This is a genomic window from Streptomyces sp. NPDC127092, assembly GCF_042722475.1.
In the GTDB taxonomy this organism is placed as follows: domain Bacteria; phylum Actinomycetota; class Actinomycetes; order Streptomycetales; family Streptomycetaceae; genus Streptomyces.
In genome coordinates this window covers 27349-49279 of the sequence record NZ_JBHXFE010000040.1, presented here as the reverse complement: position 1 = coordinate 49279, position 21931 = coordinate 27349, and the positions used below count along the sequence as shown (strand labels likewise).

Genomic DNA, 21931 nt, shown 5'->3' with positions numbered 1-21931 from the left:
CCCCCACGGCCGAGGGGTTCCGCTGGCGGGAGGCGCCGGGAAGGCGTCTCGCCCCGCCGCGTTCGCCGCTCCGCGTGATCCGCTCAGACTCCTGCGGGTCCGGCCGGGGCCGGTGCCGTGGGAGGCGTGGTGCGGTGGAGCAGGGCGCGGATGGCGTGGACGGCGGACTCGGCGTCGTCGACGGTGACGGTGAAGGTCCGTCCGTCGCCGAGCCGCAGCACCAGGCCCTCGCCCCGGCGGACGACCACCGCGGTGCCCTTCTCGGGGCGCCAGCGGTAGCCCCAGCCGCCCCACTGGCGCGGGGTGACGGACGGCGCGAACTCGGCGCCGACCACGTGCGACAGCGGGATGCGGCGGCGTGGCACGCCGATGTGCCCGCAGCGCACCTCGCACGCACGGTCGTCGACCCGGACGGCGACGTGGACGAAGGCGAGCGTGCCGAAGAGCACGAGGATGCCGGCGGCGACGCAGCCGATGACGGCCATCAGGAGCGGCGCGATGCCGGAGGTCCAGGGCGACTCGACGGCCAGCAGGATGCCGAGCGCCATGCAGGCGAAGCCACCGACGGCCGGCAGCCACTGCATCCGGTTGGTGGCGCGGCCGGTCCAGACCGGGGGTGCGGGTCCCTCGGGACCCGGGTTCGTGGAGTGGTCCCTCATGGTGACAGCCTAAGCACGTTCCGCTGTTGCGGCGCCTCGGCGGAGTCGTCCGGTCACCCTCAGTGGACGGCGGCCGCCTCCGCGAGGGCGCGGCCTTCGGCGTAGCTGAGCGCGGCCGGGCCGAGTTCGCCCGTACGGCCGCTGAGGAGCACGGTGAGACCACCCGTGGGGGGCGCCGCCGGGTCCGCCTCGGCGCCGATCCGTCGCAGCGCCTGTGCGGCGACTGCCCCGGCGGAACCGTGCAAAACGACGGGCGGCAGGCCCTCGGTGCGGTGCAGCGCCGCGCGGATCTGCTCGGCGACCAGCTCGTAGTGGGTGCAGCCGAGGACGACGGCACGGACGTCCGGGGGCGTGAGCTCGGCGGCGGCGGCGACGGCCCGGCGCACGGCCTCGGCGTCGTCGTGCTCGACGGCGTCGGCGAGACCGGGGCACGGCACCTCGGTGACCTCGGCGCCGTCGGCGAAGTCGCGGATCAGGCCGCGCTGGTACGGGCTGCCGGTGGTGGCGGGCGTGGCCCAGATGGCGACCTTGCCGCCGCCGACCGCGGCGGGCTTGATCGCGGGGACGGTGCCGATCACCGGAATGCGCGGCTCCAGCTCCGCGCGCAGCGCGGGCAGGGCGTGGACGGTCGCGGTGTTGCAGCCGACGATCAGGGCGTCCGGCCCGTGTGCGGCGGCGGCCCGGGCGACGGCCAGGGCACGCCCGGTGAGGTCCTCGACGGTGCGCGGGCCCCACGGCATGCCGTCGGGGTCGGAGGACAGCACCAGATCCGCGTCGGGCCGCATACGACGGACCGCCACCGCTGCCGGCAGCAGGCCGATTCCGGAGTCCATGAGGGCGATCTTCACCCGGTCACCCTAGCCGACCACCCCGGTTTCCCCGTCGTTGTGGGGCAGACTGCGGCGAATGAGCACGCTTGCCTGGATCGCGATCGCCGCCCTGGCTGTCTGGGGGTGGCTGCTCCTGGGCCAGGGCTTCTTCTGGCGTACGGACCAGCGGCTGCCCGGGCCGGCCGCAGCCCCCGAGTCCTGGCCCGACGTCGTCGTGGTGGTCCCCGCCCGGGACGAGGCCGAGGTGCTGCCGCGGAGTCTGCCCTCGCTGCTGGGCCAGGACTATCCCGGGCGGGCCGAGGTGATCCTGGTCGACGACGGGAGCACGGACGGCACGGGGCGGCTCGCCGGCGAGCTGGCCGCGCGACACGGCGGGCTGCCGCTGACCGTGACCTCCCCCGGCGAGCCCGGACCCGGCTGGACGGGCAAGCTGTGGGCGCTGCGGCACGGCATGGCGCTCGCACGCGCGCGTGGACCCGCCTTCCTGCTCCTCACGGACGCGGACATCGCGCACGGGCCGGACAGTCTGCGGCTGCTCGTCGCGGCGGCGACGGGGCACCGGCTCGACCTGGTGTCGCAGATGGCGCGGCTGCGGGTGGCGAGCGGCTGGGAGCGGCTGATCGTGCCGGCCTTCGTCTACTTCTTCTGCCAGCTCTACCCCTTCCGCTGGATCAACCGCCGCCGGCCTCTCGCGACGGCGGCGGCCGGCGGGTGCGTGCTGCTGCGGGCGGAGACGGCGGAGCGGGCCCGGGTGCCGGAGTCGATCCGGCAGGCCGTCATCGACGACGTGTCGCTGGCCCGGGCGGTGCGGCGGGCCGGCGGCCGGCTCTGGCTGGGGCTTGCGGAGCGGGTGGACAGCGTCCGGCCGTATCCGGGGCTCACCGAGCTGTGGCGGATGGTCTCGCGCAGCGCCTACGCGCAGCTGCGGCACAGCCCGCTCGTGCTCGCGGGCACGGTCGCCGGCCTGGCACTGGTCTATCTGGCGCCGCCTGCGGCACTGTTCGCGGGACTGCTCGCCGGGGACGCGCCCGCGGCGTGGGCGGGCGGGCTCGCCTGGGCGGTGATGGCGGGCACGTACCTCCCGATGCTGCGCTACTACCGCCAGCCGCCCTGGCTCGCGCCCCTGCTCCCGTTCACCGCGCTGCTGTACCTCCTGATGACGGTGGACTCGGCCGTCCAGCACTATCGGGGCCGGGGCGCGGCCTGGAAGGGGCGGACGTACGCCCGCCCGGAGACCATGCCCGACCGCTGACCGGCCCGACAGCGGACCGGCCCGACCTCTGACCGGCCCTACCTCTGACGGGCCCGTCAGCGGACCGTGCCCGGATTCGCGCCCGGATCCGCCGGACCGGCCCTACACCTCGGCGACGAGGAACTGCTCGGACCTGGGCGGGCGAAGGCCGTCGGTGCGGTCCGCGAAGTAGCGGGCGGCCAGGTCGTCGGGAGACACGTGCTCCGCCTTGGTGAATCCCGCCTCCAGGGCCGCCCGCCGCATCTCGTCGGGCGTGTACAGGCTCACGAACGGGGTGCCCGCGGCGGCGGCGTTGCGCATCGAGAACTCCTGGACCCGGCGCTGGTCCGGCTCCAGCCGGTCGAGCGGGAGCAGGAAGGTCGTGGCGAGCACGGAGCCGCGGGCGAGCACGGCGGCCTGGCGCAGGGTCGCGGTGTTGGCCTCGTGCGTGAGGTACATGCTGACGCCCGCCGACGCGACGACCGCAGGCCTGTCCGGATCGAACCCGGCGGCGGTCAGCCGCTCCCACCACGAGTCGCCGGCCTCGAAGTCGACGGGCACCAGGGTCAGCCAGGGCGGGACGCCGTGGCCGAGCTCGGCGAGGCGGCGCCGCTTCCACGCCTGCGTTCCCGGCTGGTCGACCTCGAAGACGCGGAGGCGGGAGCCGAGTTCGGGGCGCCGCTGGGCCATGGTGTCCAGGCCGGCGCCGAGGATGACGTACTGCGTCACGCCGGCGTCGGCGCGCTCGGCGACGAGGTCCTCGATGAAGCGGGCCCGGGCGACCATGGAGGCGCGGACGCCGGCGACTCCCGGCATCGTCATGTCGCCCCGCTCGCGCCAGTCCGGCCCCGGGTCGGCGAGCTGGAGCCCGATCTCGTCGTCGAGGACGTGCGGCGCGGGGTCGGCGTGAACGTGCAGGGCGCGCCACAGGGCGACGCGCACCGCGGTGTGGTCCGGCTCGTGCGGGGCGGACTCGTGCGGCGTGGGCTCTCGCGAGGCGGACTCGGGTCCGCTGGGTTTGTGCCGGTCGGCCCCGGGTCGGGCGGGCTCGTGCCGGTCAGACTTGGGTCGGTCGGGCTCGTGCCGGTCGGACTCGGGTCGGGCGGGCTCGTGCCGGTCGGGCTCGGGTCGGCTGGGTTCCTGCCGGTCGGAGGGGCGCTGCCGTTCGGCCATGGTGGTGGTGTCCTTGCGTGTCGTCGTCGTGAGCGGCCGTGGTGGGTCGCCACTGCGTGGCATGAGGGCCTTCTGCCTCGACCGTAGTTCGCCAACTGACCGCGCATAAGATCCAATTCCATGCCGCAATCCTGGTCCGGTGCCCGGATCGACCTGCACCTCGCCCTCGACGCCAAGGGCGGGCGGCGCTCCGCGCTCGAAGCCGCGCTCAGAGGGGCGATCCGCCAGGGACGCCTGCCCGCCGGAACGCTTCTGCCCTCCACCCGGGGACTGGCCCAGGAGCTCGGGCTCTCGCGCGGCACGGTCACCGCCGCCTACGACCAGCTGGTCGAGGAGGGCTTCCTGACCACGCGTCCGGGATCGGGCACCAGGGTCACCAAGGCCCCGCGCCGCGCCCAGGCCCCCGCACGCCCCGCCGCCCCTCCGGCGGCTCCCCTGCACAACCTCCGGGCCGGACTCCCGGATGCCGGCGCCTTCCCCACCCGGGCCTGGCTCGCCTCCACCCGGCGCGTGCTCGACCGCGCCCGCCCCGAGGTCTTCGGGTTCGGGGACCCGCAGGGCCGGCTCGAACTGCGCGAGGCCCTCGCCGACTACCTCGGCCGCACCCGTGGCGTGCTCACCACGCCCGACCGCATCCTGATCACCTCCGGCCACTACCAGAGCATCGGTCTGCTCAGCGGCGTCCTGGCCGCGGGCGGTGTCGGCACCGCGGCCATGGAGGACCCGGGCCACAACCTCTACCGCGGCGTCGTCCAGCGCTCCGGCATCAGCACCCTCGCCCTGCCCGTCGACGCCCACGGTGCCCGCGTCGATGCGCTGACCGAGCGCGTCGGAGCGGCCGTCCTCACCCCCGCCCACCAGTACCCGACCGGCGTTCCGCTGCATCCGAGCCGCCGTCAGGCGCTGTGCGCCTGGGCGCGCTCCACCGGCGGTCTGATCGTCGAGGACGACTACGACGGCGAGTACCGCTACGACCGGCAGCCCGTCGGCGCCCTGCAGGGAGTCGCTCCCGACCACGTCGTCTACTGCGGCACCTCGTCCAAGACCCTCGCGCCCGCCCTGCGCCTGGCGTGGCTGGTCCTGCCGCCCCACCTGGTGGGACCGATGACGCGGGCCAAGGAACAGGCCGACCTGTTCACGGAGACGCTGGGCCAGCTCGTCCTCGCCGACCTGATCACGACACACGCCTACGACCGTCACGTCCGTGCCGCCCGGCTGCGCTACCGCCGTCGCCGCGCACTCCTCCTCGACCGGATCGCCGCACACCCCGGCCTCGTCGCCCACGGCGTCCCCGCCGGACTCCACACCCTCGTCACCCTCCCGTCCGACGGACCCGGCGAAGAACAGGTCCTGGCCGGGTGTGCCCGCGACGGCATCGCCCTGCGCGGCCTCACCGAGCTCCACCACGACCCGGCCGGACGGCCGCAGGGCCTGCTGGTCGGCTTCGCCGCTCCTGCGGAACGCGCCTATCCGGCCGCGCTCGACGCCTTGTTCACGGCCCTCGGCTCCCTCGGGGTCCTCGCCGGCGGTCGGCAGGAAGGCTCCGTATCGAAGGCCGAACCGGACCAGTTCTCCGGCGGGAAAGCGGACCTGTCCCCCTGCCAGGTCGCCGAATAGGCTCGCCAGGGCCGCGGAGGGAACCGCGTCCCGCCCCTCCCGGAAGGACCAGTCATCACCGTGATCGTCACAGCCCATCTGAGCGACGTCCACATCGACGGGGAGCAGCGCAGCGCCGACCGCACGAGGGCGGTCATGGACTACCTGAACGCCCTTCCCTACGACCTCGACGCCGTCCTGGTGACCGGCGACATCGCCGACCACGGGCTGCCGGCCGAGTACGAGCTGTCCCGCCGGCTGCTGACGTCACGACACCCGGTGCTGGTGTGCCCCGGAAACCACGACGAGCGGGGTGCCTTCCGTCGCTTCCTGCTCGGCGAGACCGAGTCGGCGGCCCCCGTCAACCAGGTGCTCCGTACGGACCGGCTGACCGTCGCCCTGTGCGACTCCTCCGTACCGGGGAAGGACGAGGGCTACCTCGAGGACGAGACGCTGCTCTGGCTGGAGGACGTGCTCGCCCGGACGCCGGACGGGATGCCCGTGCTCGTGGGCTTCCACCACCCGCCGGCCCTGTTGCACAGCCCGTTCGTCGACGGCATCCGCCAGTTCGGAGACGAGCGGCTCGCCGAACTGGTGGGCCGTCATGCGAACATCGCCGCCCTCGTCTGCGGCCACGCCCACACCCCGGCGGCGACGACGTTCGCCGGGAAGCCCCTGGTCGTCGCGCCCGGCGTCGTCTCCACCCTCCGGCTTCCCTGGGAGCACCGCGACCACCCGGCGGACCACGTCCACCTCGACCAGCCTCCGGCGCTCGTCTTCCACGTCCTGGACGACACCGGCCGTCTGACGAGCCATTACCGCACCGTGGTCGCCTGAGCCGGCACGACCGCGGGACGGGGACGAACCGCCGGGGCGGTCGTCGCGTCATCCGGATCGTCGCCACTGACGGACCCACCCAAGCCAATTGCACAATTCGGCAATTCGCTACATCATGGTTTCGCTGTGCCCGCAGGTAGCCGTGGGCACAGCGTCAGGAACGGCCGCAGGAAGGGCCCATGGCGCGATCCGAGGTGCTTCCGTACCGGCACGTCCTCACGATGCCGACCGTGCCCGGCTCGGTCCGATTGGCGCGGCAGACCGCGGAGATGACGTACGCGGAGTGGGGCATCGACGACACGCACCCGACGATGGGACCCGCGCTGCTGATCCTCAGCGAGCTGGTCACCAACAGCGTCCGGCACGCCGCCGCCTCCTCGCCGGACCTGACGGTCACCTTCGCCGCCGGCGAGTACGCGCTCGCCTTCGCCGTCCACGACCGCCACCCCCACCACCCCGGACTGGTGCCCGGACCGGGAGCGACGGGCGGCCTCGCCACCGTCGCCGAGGTCGCGGCGGAGAGCGGCGGCACCTGCGTCCTGCGGCGTGACGCGGACGGCGGCGGCAAGAGCGTGTGGATCACCCTGCCCCTGTGACGGCCCGCCGCCGTCCCGCTCCCCGTCCTGTCGCCGGTTCTGCCGGGTTACGGGATTCGACATGTGGCGAATTGAAGAATTCTGCAATCCGTGTCCAGGGGAGTCCGGTGCGGGCCGCCGCCGGCCCGTCGCTTTAGGCCTTCTTGACCACGCTCGACTTGAGCTGCATGTTGCCGAAGCCCTCGACCCGGCAGTCGATGTCGTGACCGTCGACGCCGTCCACCAGCTTGATGTTGCGCACCTTCGTACCGGCCTTGATGCCGGAGGGGCTGCCCTTGACCTTGAGGGCCTTGATCACGGTGACCGTGTCACCGTCGGCGAGGACGTTGCCGACCGCGTCCTTGATGACCTTCTCGCCCGACGCGCCCGACTCGCCGTCCGGGGCCTCGGACGAGGTCGCGGACCACTCGTGCCCGCACTCGGGGCAGACGAGCAGCGCGCCCATCTCGTAGGTGTAGGTGCCGGAGCATTCGGGACAAGGAGGAAGGTTCTCGTTCATGCGGTCATCGTAAGTGCGGGAGGACTCACTCCCCGGCCGTCGGCAGGGGGACGCGCCATTCCAGCCGGGTGCCGCCGGGCGGGCCGGAGCGGGCCAGGACCGTCAGGTCTCCGCCCAGGCGTTCGGCCCGCTCGGCCAGGTTCCGCAGTCCGCTGCGGGCACCGCCCGGCCGGATGCCGACGCCGTCGTCGCGCACCGTGACGGTGAGCACGCCGCCGTCGACGACCACGGACACCTCGGCGCGGCGGGCCCGGGCGTGGCGGGCCACGTTGGTCAGCGCCTCACCGAGCACCGCGATCACCTCGTCGGCCACGCCGGCCGGCACCTCCGTGTCGAGCAGGCCCTCCATGCGGAGGGCGGGAGCGAATCCGAGCGTCGCGGCGGCCGCGTCGACGGCCTTGACGACGCGGCTGCGGAGCTTCGGGGCGGTGCCGGGGGTCTCGTGCTCGCGCAGGCCGAAGATGGTCGAGCGGATGATCTTGATGGTGGCGTCCAGGTCGTCGATCGCCCTCGTCAGCCGGTCCACGGCCTCCGGATGGTCGACGAACCGCCGGGCGCTCTGCAGCGTCATCCCGGTGGCGAAGAGCCGCTGGATCGCGAGGTCGTGCAGGTCGCGGGCGATCCGGTCGCGGTCCTCCAGGAGACTCACCTGCTCGGCATCGCGCCGCCGGTCGGCCAGTTCGAGGGCGAGGGCCGCCTGGCCGGCGAAGCCGGGAAGGGCGGTGATCTCCGCGTCCGTGAACGAGGGCCGCCCGCGGCGCCGCGCGAGGATCAGGACCCCGCTCAGCCGTTCCTTGGTGCCGATCGTGACGGCCACCGCCGGGCCGAAGCCCCGCCAGCGCTCGGGCTGGACCGTGATCCGCCCGTCGCTCTCCACGTCCGCCACCGTCACGAGGCCGTCCTGGGTGAGCGCGGCCGCGGCCAGGGTGCCCTCGCTGCTCGGCAGGACGACACCCCGGTGCGCGTCGGAACCCTCGCCGCGCGCCAGCGAGCCCCGCAGCTCGCCCTCCGCGCCGACCAGGTAGAAGACCCCCATGTCGGCACCGGCGATGTCCGTGGCCCGCTCCAGCATGCCGTCGAGGACCTCCGCCTCCTCCCTGCCGGACAGCAGGGCGCTGGTGAGGTCGGAGCTCGCGGCCAGCCAGCGCTGGCGCAGCCGGCCCTCCTCGTACAGGCGGGCGTTCTCGATGGCGATGCCGGCCGCGACGGCCAGGGTCGTCACGACGGCCTCGTCCTCGGCGTCGAAGTCGACGCCTCCGCGCTTCTCGGTGAGGTAGAGGTTGCCGAAGACCTCGTCGTGGACGCGGATGGGGACGCCGAGGAACGAATGCATGTGCGGATGGTGGGCCGGGAAGCCGTACGAGGCGGGGTGCTCGGACAGCTCGGCGAGGCGCAGCGGGCGCGGGTTGCGGATCAGCTCGCCCAGGATGCCGTGCCCGGACGGCAGGTCACCGATCCGGCCGCGAAGCTCGTCGTCGATGCCGACGGGAATGAACTCCGACAGCATCTGTCCTTCGCCGATGACGCCCAGAGCGCCGTACTCGGCGTCGACCAGCGTCACGGCCGCCTCCACGATGCCGTGCAGCACCTGCGGCAGGTCGAGCTCACGGCCCACGGACATGACGGCTTCGAGCAGCCCGGTGAGCCGGTCCCTCGTGCCGCGGACCTCGTCGACGCGCGCCTGGAGCTCGTCGAGCAGCTCGTCGAGTCTCAGCCGTGGCAACCGCGCGGCGGCGGAGTCGGTGTCCTCCCGGCCCATCGGAACCTCCGGTCGTTCCGGGCGCGCACGCCGCGTCCTTCACGCCCGCATTCACCGTAGCCCCGAAGCGCCGCCCGCTCCTGACGAGCTCCGCCCCGGCCGGGGGCCTGCGCCGGCCGGGACCTCCACCTGTCGCGGCCGCCGCCGATCGCGGCCGCCACCGGCTAGGCACGGCTTTCGTACTCGCCCCTGGGCAGGGGAACCGTGATCACCGGGCAGTCGGCGTGGTGCAGCAGTCCGTGGACCGTGGAGCCGAGCCGCATGCCGGAGAAGCCGCCACGGCCCCGCCGGCCGACGACGACCGCGAGGGCGTCACGGGAGGCCCGGGTGAGCTCCTCGACGGGGTGCCCGCGCACGACCTCCTGCTCGACGGCGACGTCGGGGTGGCGCTCGGCGCAGTCGGCGACCGACGCGGCGAGCATCCTGCGGCGTTCGGCGAGGCCCTGGGCCCCGTCCTCGTGGGTGCGGAGCGGGCGGGGCCACACCCAGACCGCCAGGAGCCGTGCCTCGCGCAGGCTCGCCTCCGCCGCCGCGAAGGCGATCGCGGCACGGCAGTCGGGGCTGCCGTCCACGCCGACCACGATCAGCGGCGGACGGGCGGCCGTGTGTTCCGGTTCGGCGATGACGACGACCGGACAGTCGGCGCGCGCGGCCAGCGGTACGGCCACCGAGCCCTCGCCGAAGACCTCGGCGAGCCTGCCGAGGTGCCGCGAGCCCAGCACGGCGAGGGCGACGCCCCGTGTGCGTTCGCCCAGCACGGTGGCGGGTGCTCCGTCGACGAGCTCGGTGACGGTCCACAGTCCCTCGTGCAGGGCGCGTACGAGGTCCTGCGCGTTGGCGAGCGCCGACTCCGCGCGGATGCGCAGGGAGCTCTGGTGGGCGAGCGCGTCGTACCGGAGCCGGTCGTGGACCGGCGGGACGGCGACGACCAGGCGTAGCCGTACCCCTCTGCGTACGGCTTCGTCGGCGGCCCAGACCAGGGCGGGGACGGACAGGTCGCGGGGGTCGATGCCGGCCAGGACGTCGCTCATGGCTCCTCGCCCCTCGTCACGAAGACGGACGGGACGATCTCCACCGGGCAGTGGGCGTGGTGGATCAGGGCGTGGGCGACGCGGCCCAGGGCCGGTCCGACGCCGAGCGGCCGGCGGCCGCGGCCCATCACGATCAGGTCGGTGCGGCGGCTCGTCTCGACGAGGGTGCCCGGCGTGGTCGTGCCGGTCTCCACACGGTGCCCGACGACCAGTCGGGGATGCCGCTCCCGTACGCGGTCGGCGAGGGCCTTCGTCTCGCGCACGCGTCGCCGGGCGACGCCGTCGAGGTCGTCGAGCATCGTGGCGACGCCGCCGACGTGGGTGAGCACGTTCCAGACGCTGACGAGGCGGAGGGACGCCTTGCGGGCCTCGGCCTCGGCGGCGGCGAGCAGCAGCCAGTCGAGGTCGCCGGCGTCCCGGACGGCCGCGGTCACCGTGCCGGCCTCGGGCCGTTCGCCCTCTCCGCGGACGACGATCACGGGCACTTCGGCGCGGGCCGCCGCGCCGAGACCCACGGAACCGAGCATGAGGGCGGAGAAGCCGCCGAGCCCCCGGCTGCCCACCACGATCGTTCCCCGGCCCCCGGCCGCCGCGCGGAGACCGGCGACCGGCTCCTGGCGGCTGAGTTCCCTGGTGACGGTGAGCTCGGGGAAGCGCTCGTGGACCGCGTCGGCCGTCGAGACCAGCAGCTCCCGGCCCGCCTCGCGGACCGCCTGGATCGTCTCGGCGTCGGTCCAGTAGGCGCGCCGGTCGGTGTCGGCGGCGTGCACGAGATGGAGCGTGCTGCCGCGGTGTTCCGCCTCCGCGGCTGCCCACAGCGCGGCCGTCCTCGCCGAGGGGGAGCCGTCGACGCCGACGACGACGGCTCCGAGCCGCGGCCTGGCGGGGCTCTCGCTGCTCATGGTTCCTCCTCGGCGGTGCGCCCAGGGTCTCGCCTTTCAGCCTGCCATCGAGGGCCCGGCCGGGGATGGGCCGTTCGGTCCCGGCCGTGGCCCGGCCGGTCCCCCTGCGGGACCTCGGGTGAGCTGGTGACCTCGGGTGAGCTGGTGGAGGCGCAGCGCCAGGTGGGTCTCCAGTGCCCGGGCAGGGGTGTTCCAGTCGGGTCCGAGGAGCTGGGCCACCCGGTCGAGGCGCTGCACGACCGTGTTGACGTGGACGTGGAGGGAGTCCTTGGCGCGGGAGAGGCTGGCGCCCTGCTCGTAGTAGGCGTGGAGGGTGCGCAGCAGTTCCGTGCCGCGCTCGGCGTCGTAGGCGAGGACGGGCCCGAGGACGCGTTCGACGTACGAGGCGATGTCGGCGCGATCGCCGAGCAGCACGCCGACGAAGCCCAGGTCGGCGGTATCGGCTCCGTCTCCCGCGCGGTCGAGCGCGTGCAGCGCCCGCAGGCAGCGCACCGCCTCCGCGTGCAGTGCGGGAAGCCGGCCGGGGCCGTGGCCGGGCCCGGCGGCGCCCACGGTCACGGGGCTGCCGAGAGCCCTGGTGAGGTCGGCGGCGAGGGCGCGGGCCAGGTCGCCGGGGCGGTCGCCGGGGGCCAGGAGCACGGCAAGCCCGTGCCGGGTCCCGGCGAGGCCGCCGAGGCCGCGGGCCTTGCGGGCGGTCTCGGCGGCGAGCCTGGGCCGCTGTGACGGTTCGCAGTCGAGGACGGCGACGGTGTGGGGGCGGGTCAGGTTGACGTCCAGGCGCCGGGCGCGCAGGGCGAGGCTGCCGGCGTCCCAGTGGCCGGCCGCGGTGGGGCCCGCGAGCAGGTCGTCGAGGAGTTCGCCGCGTACCCGGTCCTCGGCCTCGGCCACGGACCGGCGGAGCAGCAGCAGGAGCGCGGTGACGAGCGCCGCGCGTTCGAACAGGCGCCCTTCCGCCTCGGAGAGGTCCGCGCGGCCGGTCAGCGTGATGCTGCCGAGCGGTTCGGTGCCCGCCAGTACGGCGCAGGTCCACGCGTCGTCGGCGTGGACGGCCCGGCCGTCGGCGCGCGAGGCCGCGAGACCCTCGGCCGACGGCGTGACCGGCCCGGTGCCGGTCCTGGCGAGTTCGCCGCCGTCGGTGTCGTGGATGGCCACTCCGCCCCCGAGCAGCCCGGCGATCTCGGCCGCCACGTCGTCGGTTCCGGCGCCGCGCAGCACGAGTCTGGTGAGCCGGTCGTGGGCGTCGGAGGCCCGGTGGAGGGCCTCGCTGTGGGCGCGGGCGGTCTCGTTGGCCGCCTCGAGGCGGACGAGGGCGCTGCGGGTCTCGTCGAGCAGCCGGGCGCTGTCGATCGCGACGGCGGCGTGGTCGGCGAGCGAGCCGAGGAGGGCGATGGCCTCGGGCGCGAACTCGCGTGGCGTGCGGTCCGCGGCGAACAGGACGCCGATGATCTCCTCGCCCACCCGCAGCGGGACGCCGAGGATGCCGCGAAGTCCTTCCTCGGCCACTCCGTCGTCGATGGTCCCGGTGTGGTGGAAGCGCCGGTCGGTGCGGTAGTCCGTGCTGGCGTACGGGCGGGCGGTCTGCGCGACCAGGCCGCCGAGCCCTTCGCCCATGCCGAGCCTGAGCTGCTGGAAGGCGGCGGAGACGGATCCGTCGGTGACCCGCATGAACGTGTCGCGGGCGAGCGGGTCGTTGAGGGTCAGGTACGCGACGTCCGCGCCGAGCAGGGTCCTGGCCCGCCGCACGATGGCGCGGAGCACCGCGTCGAGGTCCCGCAGCCCGGCCAGGTCGCCCGCCGTGTCGAACAGCGCGACCAGTTCCGCCTCGCGGCGGCGGTACTGGTCGAGGACGCGCCGTACGGACAGGGCCACCCGAGTGGTCTCCTCGATCCACGCGGCCTCGGCGTCGTCGGCCCCGTCGGCGAGCGTGCGGGTCGCCCGGCCCGCCAGTTCCTCGGCGGGCGCGTCGGCGGCGAGCAGGTCGAGCAGGCGGCGCACCGCCGCCGCGGCGGGCGTCGGAACCCCGGCGTCGGCTCGGCGAGCGGTGCTCATGGTGCCTCCTCTCAGGCGGGGTTCCGTACGGGAGCGGAGCCGTCAGGCGGGGTCGCCCGCGGCGAGCGGGGAGTCGGCGGTGGCGGAGTCGGATTCGGCGGAGGAGGCGGAGGCGGTCTTCTGCTCGTCCCGGGTGCTGCGGGCGAGGTCGCGGCCGCGGGTCTCCCGGGTGACGGCCACGGTGATGGTCGTGACCACGGCCGCCAGGCAGAGGTAGAGGCTGACCGGGGTGGAGGACCCGTAGTCCTTCAGGAGTTCGACGGCGATGATCGGGGCGAGGGCTCCGGCGACGATCGAGGCGAGCTGCGAGCCCATCGAGGCACCGGAGTAGCGCACCTTGGTGTCGAACATCTCGGAGATGAACGCGGCCTGCGGCCCGTACATCGCGCCGTGCAGGAGCAGGCCGGTGGTGACGGCCAGGGTGATGACGGCGAAGGACTCGGAGTCGACGAGGCCGAAGAAGACGAACGCCCAGACCGCCATGCCCACGGAGCCGATGAGCGTGACCGGCCTGCGTCCGACGCGGTCGGAGAGCGCGCCCCACAGGGGGATCGTGACGAAGTGGACGGCGGAGCCGATGAGGACCGCGTTCAGGGCGGTGCTCTTGGGCAGTTCCAGGTGCACCGTGACGTACACGAGGAGGAACGAGGTGAGGATGTAGTACGAGATGTTCTCGCCGAAGCGGGTGCCGATGGCCGACAGGACCTCGCGCCAGCTGCGCCGGAACACCTCGACGACCGGGGCCTTCTCCTTGACGCCCTGCGCGGCGGCCGCCTCGGCCCTGGCCTGCGCCGCGAGGAAGACCGGGGACTCGGACACCGAGACGCGGATCCACAGACCGATCAGCACGAGGACGCCGGACAGCAGGAACGGAACGCGCCAGCCCCAGGACTGGAAGGCGGCCTCGGACTGGAACGCGGCCAGGAGAGCCAGGACTCCGGTGGCGAGCAGGTTGCCGCCAGGGGCGCCGGCCTGGGGCCAGGAGGCCCAGAAGCCGCGGTGCCGGTCGCCGCCGTGCTCGGAGACGATGAGGACGGCCCCGCCCCACTCGCCGCCCAGGGCGAAGCCCTGGACCAGACGCAGCACGGTCAGCAGGACCGGCGCTCCGACACCGATGGACTCGTAGGTGGGCAGCAGGCCCATGGCGAAGGTGGCGCCGCCCATCATCAGGAGGCTGACCACCAGCAGCTTCTTGCGCCCGATCTTGTCGCCGAAGTGGCCGAAGACGACACCGCCGAGCGGCCGGGCCGCGAACCCGATGGCGTAGGTGATGAAGGCGATGAGCGTGCCCACCAGCGGGTCGGCCGCGGGGAAGAACAGCGTGTTGAAGACGAGGGCGGCGGCCGAGCCGTAGAGGAAGAAGTCGTACCACTCGATGGTGGTGCCGATCAGGCTCGCGGCGACGATGCGGCCGATGCCGCCTCTCGGCGTGGTCGTGGCGTCAGACATGGGTTCACCGGTTTCACGAACGGACGGGACGGGGGTGGTAGGTGGAGGTGTGGTGCGGGGAACGAGTGGCCCGCGGTGGGGGCAGCCGGGGCCGGTCGGGGCCGGTCCGGCCGGCCGGCGTGAGGCGGGGGCCGGTCGGGTCAGCCGGCGGTCCAGCCGCCGTCGAGCGGGAGGGAGGCGCCGGTGAGGTAGCCGGTGTGGGGACCGCACAGCCACAGGACGGCGGCGGCCACCTCCTCGGCCTCCAGGAGCCGCTTGACGGGCGAGCGGGCCAGCATGACGTCGGAGAGCACGTCGCCCTCGCTGATGCCGTGGGCCGCGGCCTGGTCCCGCACCTGGTTCTCGACGAGCGGGGTGCGGACGTATCCGGGATTGACGCAGTTGCTGGTCACCCCGTGGGCGGCGCCCTCGATCGCGGCGACCTTGCTCAGGCCCTCCAGGGCGTGCTTGGCGGCGACGTAGGCGGACTTGTAGGCGCTGGCCCGCAGGCCGTGGACGCTGGAGACGTTGACGATCCTGCCCCAGCCGCCCGCGTACATGTGCGGCAGGACGCGGCGCATCAGCAGGAACGGGGCGGTGACCATCACCTTCTGGATCAGCTCGAAGCGCTCCGGGGGGAACTCGGTGAGCGGGGCCACGTGTTGCAGTCCCGCGTTGTTGACCAGGATGTCGACCCGTGTGGGCAGGAGGTCGACCGCCGCCGCGTCCGCGAGGTCGACCGTGTGCGCCACTCCCCCGGAGATCTCCGCGACGGCCTTGGCCGCGTCCGCGTCCCGGTCGACCAGGTGCACGGCGGCTCCCGCCTGCGCCAGGGCTAGGACGCAGGCCCGGCCGATGCCGCTGCCGCCGCCCGTCACCAGCGCGGTGCGTCCGGTCAGGTCGACCGCGGCGGCGGGAGGCGGCAGGGGAACCGGGGTGGGAAACGTGTTCGTCATGGCCGGAAACAGTAGGGACGGCCCCGGACGCGTCCCATGTAAGCCGCCACCACAATGCGATAGCTGAGAATGGTGGCAGCCACCATAGGTGGTGCTGGTCGACATGATCGCTAGTCGAGGTGGTCCCGGCCGTCGAGGGAGCAGTCGGTCAGGAGCGTCGCGGGATCCGCTCCCGCGGGCAGGGGGACGGTGCGGGAGGCCGGCGGCCGGCCGGCCTGCCCGATCCAGCGCTCCAGCGCGGTGAAGGCGCTGCGGTGGCAGGGCGTGAGCGGCCGGAGCTTGTCGGGGAAGGTGTCGAACAGGGCGTCGGTGTGGGTGCCGCCCTCGATCCGGTAGTAGCGGTGCAGCGGGCCACGGCCGGCCTCGCGCACCATGCGGGCGTAGACGTCGGAGTCCTGGCCGATCGGAAGCAGGGCGTCCAGCGTGCCGTGCACCGTGATCAGCGGCTCGCCGATCCGTCCGGTGAGGGCGATCTTCCCGACGGCCCGCCTGACCTCGGCGGGGCGTGCCGCGTAGTCGTAGTCGGTGTCGCAGGCCGGCGTGCCCGACGCGCAGAACGGGGTGCCGGCCTCGACGGCGCCGTCGAAACCGGGGTCGAGTTCCTCACGGTAGATGCGCTGGGTCAGGTCCCAGTAGACCTTGTGGTGGTACGGCCACAGGAACTCCGACCCGGCCGGGAAGCCGGCCGCGTGCAGGGCCCGCGCCGCCTCTGCCGCGCCGTCGCCTCCCGCGGCGTACACGGGATAGGCGCGCAGGGCCTTCGGCAGGAAGTCCAGCAGGGTCGGGCCGTCGGCGCGCCACAGCGTGCCCTCCCAGTCGACGCCTCCGTCGTAGAGCTCGGGGTGGTTCTCCAGCTGCCAGCGCACCAGGTACCCGCCGTTGGACATCCCGGTCACCAGGGTGCGCGAGGGCGGGCGGTGATAGCGCTGCGCGACCGTGGCGCGGGCCGCCCTGGTCAGTTCGGTGACGCGGTCGTTCCACTCGGCGATGGCGTCGCCCGGCGCCTTGCCGTCGCGGTGGAAGGCGAGACCGGTGTTGCCCTTGTCGGTGGCGGCGTACGCGTAGCCGCGGGCCAGCACCCAGTCGGCGATGGCCCGGTCGTTGGCGTACTGCTCGCGGTTGCCGGGGGTGCCCGCCACGACCAGGCCGCCGTTCCACCGGTCGGGCAGGCGGATGACGAACTGGGCGTCGTGCTGCCAGCCGTGGTTGGTGTTGGTGGCGGAGGTGTCCGGGAAGTAGCCGTCGATCTGGATGCCCGGCACTCCGCGGGGGACGGCCAGGTCCTTCGGCGTCAGACCGGCCCAGTCGGCCGGGTCGGTGTGTCCGGAGGCGACGGTGCCGGCGGTCGTGAGCTCGTCGAGACAGGCCGACCGCTGGTATTCGGCACCCGGCACGCGCAGGCGGGACGGATGCGCGCAGCCGGCCTCCCGGTCGGCGGGCGTGGCCGTCGCGGCCGGGGTGGCCGGGGTGGCCGTCGCGGCCGGGGTGGTGAAGGTGAGTGCGGCCAGGGCCAGAGCGGCCGGCACACCTCGTTGCCAGAAGCGTGGTGCGGAGCCACGGGAGAGACGCATCGGTTGCCTCCGAGATCGTGTGCAGGGATGCGCGGGAGGCTATGGCGACGGGCCCGCCCGGAACATGGCTCCGCGTCATATGGTCCGGTGGCTGCTCATGGGGCAGGCCACCATGCCGCGATTCCTCGCGGGAGCGGCCACGCGGTGGAGTGACCGGCAGAGGAGGCGCGGCTCCCCACTCGCCACATACACGCGGGAGTGAACGCCGAGCCATGGATGCCCGTCACACACGGGTTCGGCCAACCCTGGCTGACCGGCCCATGTCATCGACGGCGGAGGCGACCGGATGATTCAGGCCACACCGACGTCCGGGCCCGGCAACCCCCGTGGCCCGGCGTGTCCGTCTGATCAGGAGTCAGTCGTCATGACAGAGCCGCACTCCACGTCCCGTCGCTCGACGCGTTTCCGTTCCCGGGCACGTTTCCGTTCCCCGACAGGCTTCCGTTCCCCGGGGGGTTTCCGTTTGCCGACAGGCTTCCGTGCCCCGGAGAGCCGCCGCCTCCTGGGAGGCGTCCGCCGTTGGCTCACCGCCGCCGCGGGCGCGCTGGCCCTCACCGCCGGTCTCGTGGCCACCGCTCCCCAGGCCTCCGCAGCCGGTCTGACCCAGGTCACCGGCTTCGGCTCCAACCCCGGCAACCTCTCCATGTACGCGTACGTGCCGGACGGCCTGCCCGCCGGTGCGCCGCTCGTGGTCGCCCTGCACGGCTGCACGCAGAGCGCCGGCGACTACTACGCGAACTCGGGGTGGCCGAAGTTCGCCGACCGCTACGGCTTCGCCCTGGTCTTCCCCCAGACCGGCAGCGCCAACAATGCGAACTCCTGCTTCAACTGGTTCGAGCCGGGCGACAGCGCACGCGGACAGGGCGAGGCCCTGTCGATCCGGCAGATGGTCGACAAGGCCGTCGCGCAGTACGGCAGCGACAGCCGGCGCGTCTACGTCACCGGTCTGTCCGCGGGCGGCGGCATGACCGCGAACCTGCTCGCCGCCTATCCCGACGTCTTCGCCGGCGGCGCCGTCGACTCGGGCCTGCCCGCCTCCTGCGCGACCAGCGTGTCCGCGGCATACACCTGCATGTACAGCCCGCCGGACAGGACGCCCGCCCAGTGGGGCGACCTCGTGCGCTCCGCCGCGCCCGCCGGAACCCGTTCCTGGCCCCGCGTGGCGATCTGGCAGGGCACCGCGGACACCACCGTCGTGCCCGCCAACGCCACCGAGCTGCGCGACCAGTGGACGAACGTCTGGGGCATCGGCCAGACGCCGTCGCGCACCGAGAACCTGAGCGGCGGCACCACGCTGAGCGTCTACGACGACCCCACGGGCAGGCCCGCGGTGCAGGTCTACTCCGTCTCCGGCATGAGGCACGGACTGGCCGTCGACCCGGGCAGCGGCACGGAGCAGTGCGGCACCGCCGGCACGTACTACCTCGACACCATCTGCTCCAGCTACCACACCGCCCGCTTCTGGGGACTCGACGGCGCGGGCGGCGGTGAGACCCCGGGCACCCTGCCCGCGCCCACCGGCCTCACGGTGAGCGCGACCACGGACAGCACCGCCGGCCTGCGCTGGAACGCGGTCGCCGGCGCGGTCTCGTACGAGGTCTACCGCGACGGAGCCAAGGCGGGCACCACCACGTCGGCCTCGTTCACCGACACGGGCCTGGCGACGGGGACGGCGTACGGCTACACCGTGGCGGCCGTCGACGCGGCCGGCAGGGCGGGTGCCGTGTCCGCCTCGGTGACGGCGACCACCACCGGGTACACGCCCACGTGCCACACGGCGAGCAACTACGACCACACCGCCGCCGGCCGCGCCTACCAGAGCGGCGGATACACGTACGCCATGGGATCCGGCCAGGCCATGGGGCTGTGGAACACGTTCACCACCCACACCCTGAAGCAGACGTCTCCCGGCTACTACGTGGTCGCCGACTCCGGCTGCTCGTCCTGACCGCCTGCGGCGAGGAGTCGACAACCACCACCTCGGAGGGGGTTGATGTGTGGATGGGACCCATGGCTCGGCCCCTCGCCGCTCCCTAGGCTCGCTGCCCGTCGGTTGAACAGGCACCGGCTCTGACCAGCACGGTCGGCCCGGTCGCCCGAGGGAAAGGGACCGTATGGGTCTGGACAAGACAGTCGCGAGCGCGGCGGAGGCGGTGGCCGACGTCCCGGACGGGGCCTCGCTCGCCGTGGGCGGCTTCGGGCTGTGCGGCATACCGAGTTCGCTGATCGACGCCCTCTGGCAGCGTGACGTGACCGGTCTCCGGATCGTCTCCAACAACTGCGGCGTGGACGACTGGGGCCTCGGTCTGCTGCTCGCGGCCGGGCAGATCGCGCGCATGACGAGCTCGTACGTCGGCGAGAACAAGGAGTTCGCCCGCCAGTACCTCAGCGGAGAGCTGGAGGTCGAACTCGTGCCCCAGGGCACCCTCGCCGAACGGCTCCGGGCCGGCGGCGCCGGCATACCCGCCTTCTACACCCCGGCGGGCACCGGAACCCAGGTCGGCGACGGCGGTCTGCCCTGGCGGTACGCCGCCGACGGCTCGGTCGCCGTCGCCTCCCCGGCCAAGGAGACCCGGGAGTTCGGCGGGCGCCCGTACCTGCTCGAACACGGCATCACCACCGACTTCGCCCTGGTCCGCGCGACCATCGGCGACCGGCACGGCAACCTCGTCTTCCGGTCCTCCGCCCGCAACTTCAACCCGCTGGCCGCCATGGCGGGCCGGATCACCGTCGCGGAGGTGGACCACCTCGTCGAACCGGGCGAGCTGGACCCCGACGAGGTCCACCTGCCCGGCATCTTCGTCCAGCGCGTGGTCCGGGTGACGCCCGGCGACCCCGCAGCCGAACGGCGCATCGAACGCCGGACCGTACGACAGGAAGGCGACGCCTGATGGCTCTGACCCGCGAGCAGATGGCGGCCCGGGCCGCCCGGGAACTCACCGACGGCAGCTACGTGAACCTCGGCATCGGCCTTCCCACGCTCATTCCCGGCCACCTGCCGCCCGGCGTCGAGGTGCTCCTCCAGTCCGAGAACGGCATCCTGGGCGTCGGCCCGTACCCGACCGAGGACGAGCTCGACGCCGATCTCGTCAACGCCGGCAAGGAGACCGTCACGACCGTGCCCGGCGCGTCCTTCTTCGACTCCGCCCTGTCGTTCGGCATGATCCGCGGCGGCCACATCGACGCCGCCGTCCTCGGCGCCATGCAGGTCTCCTCCTCCGGCGACCTCGCCAACTGGATGATCCCCGGCAGGATGGTCAAGGGCATGGGCGGTGCCATGGACCTCGTCCACGGCGCGGGACGGGTCATCGTCCTCATGGAACACACCGCCAAGGACGGCACCCCCAAACTCGTCTCGGAGTGCACGCTGCCCCTGACCGGTCGTGCCGTCGTCCAGCGCGTCATCACCGACCTCGCCGTCGTGGACGTCACGCCGGCCGGCTTCGCCCTGGTCGAACTCGCCCCGGGTGTCACGGTGGACGAGGTCCGCGCCGCCACGGACGCGGAGCTGTCCGTGCCGGCGGACGCGGAGTTGTCCGTACCGGCGGATGCGGAAACGGAGGTGGGCGATCGCCCATTTGCTTGTAGCGTGGAGGCATGTCGCAACGATTAATACGCCTTGCCGCCACCGTGGCGGGTCTCCTGGGGCTGTTCGTGGTGGCCGGTGCTCCGACCGCGTCCGCGGCTCCCGCTCCGCCGCACGCCCGGACCGGCGCCACGGGTCCCGCTCTGCCGGCACCGACGGGCGACCGTCCGGTCGGCGCCCGGTTGCTCCACCTCAAGGACACGTCACGCCCCGACCCCTGGAAGCCGGACACCGCCTTCCGGGAGTTGATGGTCACCGTCTGGTACCCGGCCCTCCGGCCCTCCGGCCGCGAGGCCCCCTTCATGTCCCCGCAGTTGTCCGCGGCCGCCTTCGGCACGGAGGCCCTCGCCGGCGTCCGCACCCACGCGACCCTCGACGCGGCGCCGCTGCCCGGCCGGCGGCCCCTGGTCGTCCTGTCGCCCGGCTTCGGCATGAGCAGGGTCTCCCAGACCGCGCTGGCGGAGGACCTGGCGTCGAAGGGCTACCTGGTGGCCGCGGTCGACCACACCTACGAAGCGGTCGTCGAGTTCCCCGGCGGCCGGCTGACGCCCTGCCTGAACTGCACCGGTCAGGGCGGCCCCGACGTCGTCCGCAGTCGTGTGAAGGACATCCGCTTCCTCCTCGGCCGGCTGACCGGGCCCGGCTCCGCGTTCCCGGTCGATCCCTGCCGGATCGCCGTCGTCGGCCACGGCATCGGAGGGTCGAGCGCCGTCGAGGTCGCGGGAGAGGACCGGCGGGTCACCGCCGCCGTCAACATGGAAGGCACGTTCGTCACGCCGCCCCCCGGGCCGCTGACGAAGCCGGTGCTGCTGATGGGCGCCCAGTGGCCCACCGCCGGAGGGACGCCGGCGCCCAACTGGGCCGACCGCTGGAGCGGTTTCGCCGCCTGGAAGCGCTGGCTCAGCGTGCCCACGGCGGGACACATGTCCTTCAGCGACGCCCACTGGCTGTACGAACACGTCGACCTGACCAAGGTCATCCCTCCCCACCTGGTCCCCGCGATGTTCGGCACCGTCTCGGGTGAGCGCGCCACCGAGATCACCCGTGCCTATGCCGGTGCCTTCCTCGACCTGCAGCTGCGGGGCGTCCCGAGCCCGCTGCTCGACGCGCCCGCTCCCGCCTTCCCCGAGGTCGGCTTCGTGTCGCCGTAGCCGGCGCCCGGGCAGCCGTCAGGCCGGGGCCCTTCTGCGGGGGACAGGCGGCCATTTTTGCCCAGTGCCCCATCCCC

19 protein-coding genes are annotated in these 21931 nt (G+C 73.7%); 8 read left to right on the top strand and 11 right to left on the bottom strand.

The genetic code is table 11. The annotated features are described in order from the left end of the window. Window positions 1–83: 83 nt before the first annotated feature. Both ACFWJO_RS28335 and ACFWJO_RS28330 read right to left on the bottom strand, forming a co-directional pair. A complete protein-coding gene (locus ACFWJO_RS28335) occupies window positions 84–659 on the bottom strand; it encodes a hypothetical protein (protein WP_386869597.1) in 576 nt (191 codons plus the stop codon). Window positions 660–718: 59 nt separating this feature from the next. Next, window positions 719–1507 (bottom strand): glutamate racemase, encoded by a 789-nt coding sequence (locus ACFWJO_RS28330; RefSeq protein WP_386869595.1) that lies wholly within the window; start codon window positions 1505–1507, stop codon window positions 719–721. A gap of 58 nt (window positions 1508–1565) precedes the next feature. Here ACFWJO_RS28330 and ACFWJO_RS28325 point away from each other — a divergent pair, with 58 nt between their 5' ends. Continuing rightward, window positions 1566–2741, top strand: coding sequence for a glycosyltransferase (locus ACFWJO_RS28325; protein WP_386869593.1), 1176 nt, complete (start codon window positions 1566–1568; stop codon window positions 2739–2741). Between the two features lie 102 nt (window positions 2742–2843). On the opposite strand, the gene ACFWJO_RS28320 is transcribed toward ACFWJO_RS28325, so the two are convergent. Continuing rightward, window positions 2844–3662: a class I SAM-dependent methyltransferase gene (locus ACFWJO_RS28320; protein WP_386869648.1), complete on the bottom strand. Its 819-nt coding sequence runs from the start codon at window positions 3660–3662 to the stop codon at window positions 2844–2846. 351 nt (window positions 3663–4013) lie between these two features. Between ACFWJO_RS28320 and ACFWJO_RS28315 the strand changes: the two genes are divergently transcribed. The 3 genes from ACFWJO_RS28315 to ACFWJO_RS28305 all read left to right on the top strand — a co-directional run bounded on the left by ACFWJO_RS28315 (window position 4014) and on the right by ACFWJO_RS28305 (window position 6922). After that, entirely contained in the window at window positions 4014–5510 is a 1497-nt protein-coding gene (locus ACFWJO_RS28315; RefSeq protein WP_386869591.1) for a PLP-dependent aminotransferase family protein, read from the top strand. A 60-nt stretch (window positions 5511–5570) separates the two neighbouring features. Continuing rightward, window positions 5571–6326: a metallophosphoesterase gene (locus ACFWJO_RS28310; protein ID WP_386869589.1), complete on the top strand. Its 756-nt coding sequence runs from the start codon at window positions 5571–5573 to the stop codon at window positions 6324–6326. Window positions 6327–6505: 179 nt separating this feature from the next. Next, window positions 6506–6922: an ATP-binding protein gene (locus tag ACFWJO_RS28305; RefSeq protein ID WP_386869587.1), complete on the top strand. Its 417-nt coding sequence runs from the start codon at window positions 6506–6508 to the stop codon at window positions 6920–6922. 133 nt (window positions 6923–7055) lie between these two features. Here the strand turns inward: ACFWJO_RS28305 and ACFWJO_RS28300 are convergent, their stop codons facing one another. From ACFWJO_RS28300 to ACFWJO_RS28265, 8 genes are all read right to left on the bottom strand, one after another. Further along, entirely contained in the window at window positions 7056–7421 is a 366-nt protein-coding gene (locus ACFWJO_RS28300) for a zinc ribbon domain-containing protein YjdM (RefSeq protein ID WP_386869585.1), read from the bottom strand. Between the two features lie 25 nt (window positions 7422–7446). After that, window positions 7447–9180: a GAF domain-containing protein gene (locus ACFWJO_RS28295; protein WP_386869583.1), complete on the bottom strand. Its 1734-nt coding sequence runs from the start codon at window positions 9178–9180 to the stop codon at window positions 7447–7449. 164 nt (window positions 9181–9344) lie between these two features. Next, window positions 9345–10211: a universal stress protein gene (locus ACFWJO_RS28290; RefSeq protein WP_386869581.1), complete on the bottom strand. Its 867-nt coding sequence runs from the start codon at window positions 10209–10211 to the stop codon at window positions 9345–9347. After that, window positions 10208–11113, bottom strand: a complete 906-nt coding sequence (locus tag ACFWJO_RS28285; protein ID WP_386869579.1) for a universal stress protein — start codon at window positions 11111–11113, stop codon at window positions 10208–10210. Before ACFWJO_RS28285 ends, ACFWJO_RS28290 begins: the two co-directional genes overlap by 4 nt. 36 nt (window positions 11114–11149) lie before the next feature. Then, window positions 11150–13162 (bottom strand): helix-turn-helix domain-containing protein, encoded by a 2013-nt coding sequence (locus ACFWJO_RS28280; RefSeq protein WP_386869577.1) that lies wholly within the window; start codon window positions 13160–13162, stop codon window positions 11150–11152. A 42-nt stretch (window positions 13163–13204) separates the two neighbouring features. Continuing rightward, complete coding sequence (locus ACFWJO_RS28275; RefSeq protein WP_386869575.1) at window positions 13205–14611, bottom strand: MFS transporter; 1407 nt, start codon at window positions 14609–14611, stop codon at window positions 13205–13207. A 140-nt stretch (window positions 14612–14751) separates the two neighbouring features. Further along, window positions 14752–15546, bottom strand: coding sequence for a 3-hydroxybutyrate dehydrogenase (locus tag ACFWJO_RS28270; RefSeq protein WP_386869573.1), 795 nt, complete (start codon window positions 15544–15546; stop codon window positions 14752–14754). Window positions 15547–15656: 110 nt separating this feature from the next. Beyond that, window positions 15657–17117 (bottom strand): tannase/feruloyl esterase family alpha/beta hydrolase, encoded by a 1461-nt coding sequence (locus ACFWJO_RS28265; protein WP_386869571.1) that lies wholly within the window; start codon window positions 17115–17117, stop codon window positions 15657–15659. Window positions 17118–17580: 463 nt separating this feature from the next. Between ACFWJO_RS28265 and ACFWJO_RS28260 the strand changes: the two genes are divergently transcribed. From ACFWJO_RS28260 to ACFWJO_RS28245, 4 genes are all read left to right on the top strand, one after another. Beyond that, the gene (locus tag ACFWJO_RS28260; RefSeq protein ID WP_386869569.1) at window positions 17581–19065 is read left to right on the top strand and encodes a PHB depolymerase family esterase; all 1485 of its coding nucleotides are present in this window, start codon (window positions 17581–17583) and stop codon (window positions 19063–19065) included. Between the two features lie 166 nt (window positions 19066–19231). Further along, window positions 19232–20008, top strand: a complete 777-nt coding sequence (locus ACFWJO_RS28255) for a CoA transferase subunit A (protein ID WP_386869567.1) — start codon at window positions 19232–19234, stop codon at window positions 20006–20008. Further along, on the top strand, window positions 20008–20730 hold the full coding sequence (locus ACFWJO_RS28250; RefSeq protein WP_386869565.1) for a CoA transferase subunit B: 723 nt from the start codon (window positions 20008–20010) through the stop codon (window positions 20728–20730). Before ACFWJO_RS28255 ends, ACFWJO_RS28250 begins: the two co-directional genes overlap by 1 nt. After that, entirely contained in the window at window positions 20715–21854 is a 1140-nt protein-coding gene (locus ACFWJO_RS28245) for an alpha/beta hydrolase family protein (RefSeq protein ID WP_386869563.1), read from the top strand. The genes ACFWJO_RS28250 and ACFWJO_RS28245 overlap by 16 nt, the downstream gene beginning before the upstream one ends. The last annotated feature ends 77 nt before the right edge of the window (window positions 21855–21931 follow it).

What these genes read in the sequence shown, in the direction of transcription:
- ACFWJO_RS28335 (WP_386869597.1), bottom strand. Translation starts at nt 659, where the DNA reads ATGAGGGACCACTCCACGAACCCGGGTCCCGAGGGACCCGCACCCCCG.
- ACFWJO_RS28325 (WP_386869593.1), top strand. Translation starts at nt 1,566, where the DNA reads ATGAGCACGCTTGCCTGGATCGCGATCGCCGCCCTGGCTGTCTGGGGG.
- ACFWJO_RS28315 (WP_386869591.1), top strand. Translation starts at nt 4,014, where the DNA reads ATGCCGCAATCCTGGTCCGGTGCCCGGATCGACCTGCACCTCGCCCTC.
- ACFWJO_RS28305 (WP_386869587.1), top strand. Translation starts at nt 6,506, where the DNA reads ATGGCGCGATCCGAGGTGCTTCCGTACCGGCACGTCCTCACGATGCCG.
- ACFWJO_RS28300 (WP_386869585.1), bottom strand. Translation starts at nt 7,421, where the DNA reads ATGAACGAGAACCTTCCTCCTTGTCCCGAATGCTCCGGCACCTACACC.
- ACFWJO_RS28295 (WP_386869583.1), bottom strand. Translation starts at nt 9,180, where the DNA reads ATGGGCCGGGAGGACACCGACTCCGCCGCCGCGCGGTTGCCACGGCTG.
- ACFWJO_RS28290 (WP_386869581.1), bottom strand. Translation starts at nt 10,211, where the DNA reads ATGAGCGACGTCCTGGCCGGCATCGACCCCCGCGACCTGTCCGTCCCC.
- ACFWJO_RS28285 (WP_386869579.1), bottom strand. Translation starts at nt 11,113, where the DNA reads ATGAGCAGCGAGAGCCCCGCCAGGCCGCGGCTCGGAGCCGTCGTCGTC.
- ACFWJO_RS28280 (WP_386869577.1), bottom strand. Translation starts at nt 13,162, where the DNA reads ATGAGCACCGCTCGCCGAGCCGACGCCGGGGTTCCGACGCCCGCCGCG.
- ACFWJO_RS28275 (WP_386869575.1), bottom strand. Translation starts at nt 14,611, where the DNA reads ATGTCTGACGCCACGACCACGCCGAGAGGCGGCATCGGCCGCATCGTC.
- ACFWJO_RS28270 (WP_386869573.1), bottom strand. Translation starts at nt 15,546, where the DNA reads ATGACGAACACGTTTCCCACCCCGGTTCCCCTGCCGCCTCCCGCCGCC.
- ACFWJO_RS28265 (WP_386869571.1), bottom strand. Translation starts at nt 17,117, where the DNA reads ATGCGTCTCTCCCGTGGCTCCGCACCACGCTTCTGGCAACGAGGTGTG.
- ACFWJO_RS28255 (WP_386869567.1), top strand. Translation starts at nt 19,232, where the DNA reads ATGGGTCTGGACAAGACAGTCGCGAGCGCGGCGGAGGCGGTGGCCGAC.
- ACFWJO_RS28250 (WP_386869565.1), top strand. Translation starts at nt 20,008, where the DNA reads ATGGCTCTGACCCGCGAGCAGATGGCGGCCCGGGCCGCCCGGGAACTC.
- ACFWJO_RS28245 (WP_386869563.1), top strand. Translation starts at nt 20,715, where the DNA reads ATGTCGCAACGATTAATACGCCTTGCCGCCACCGTGGCGGGTCTCCTG.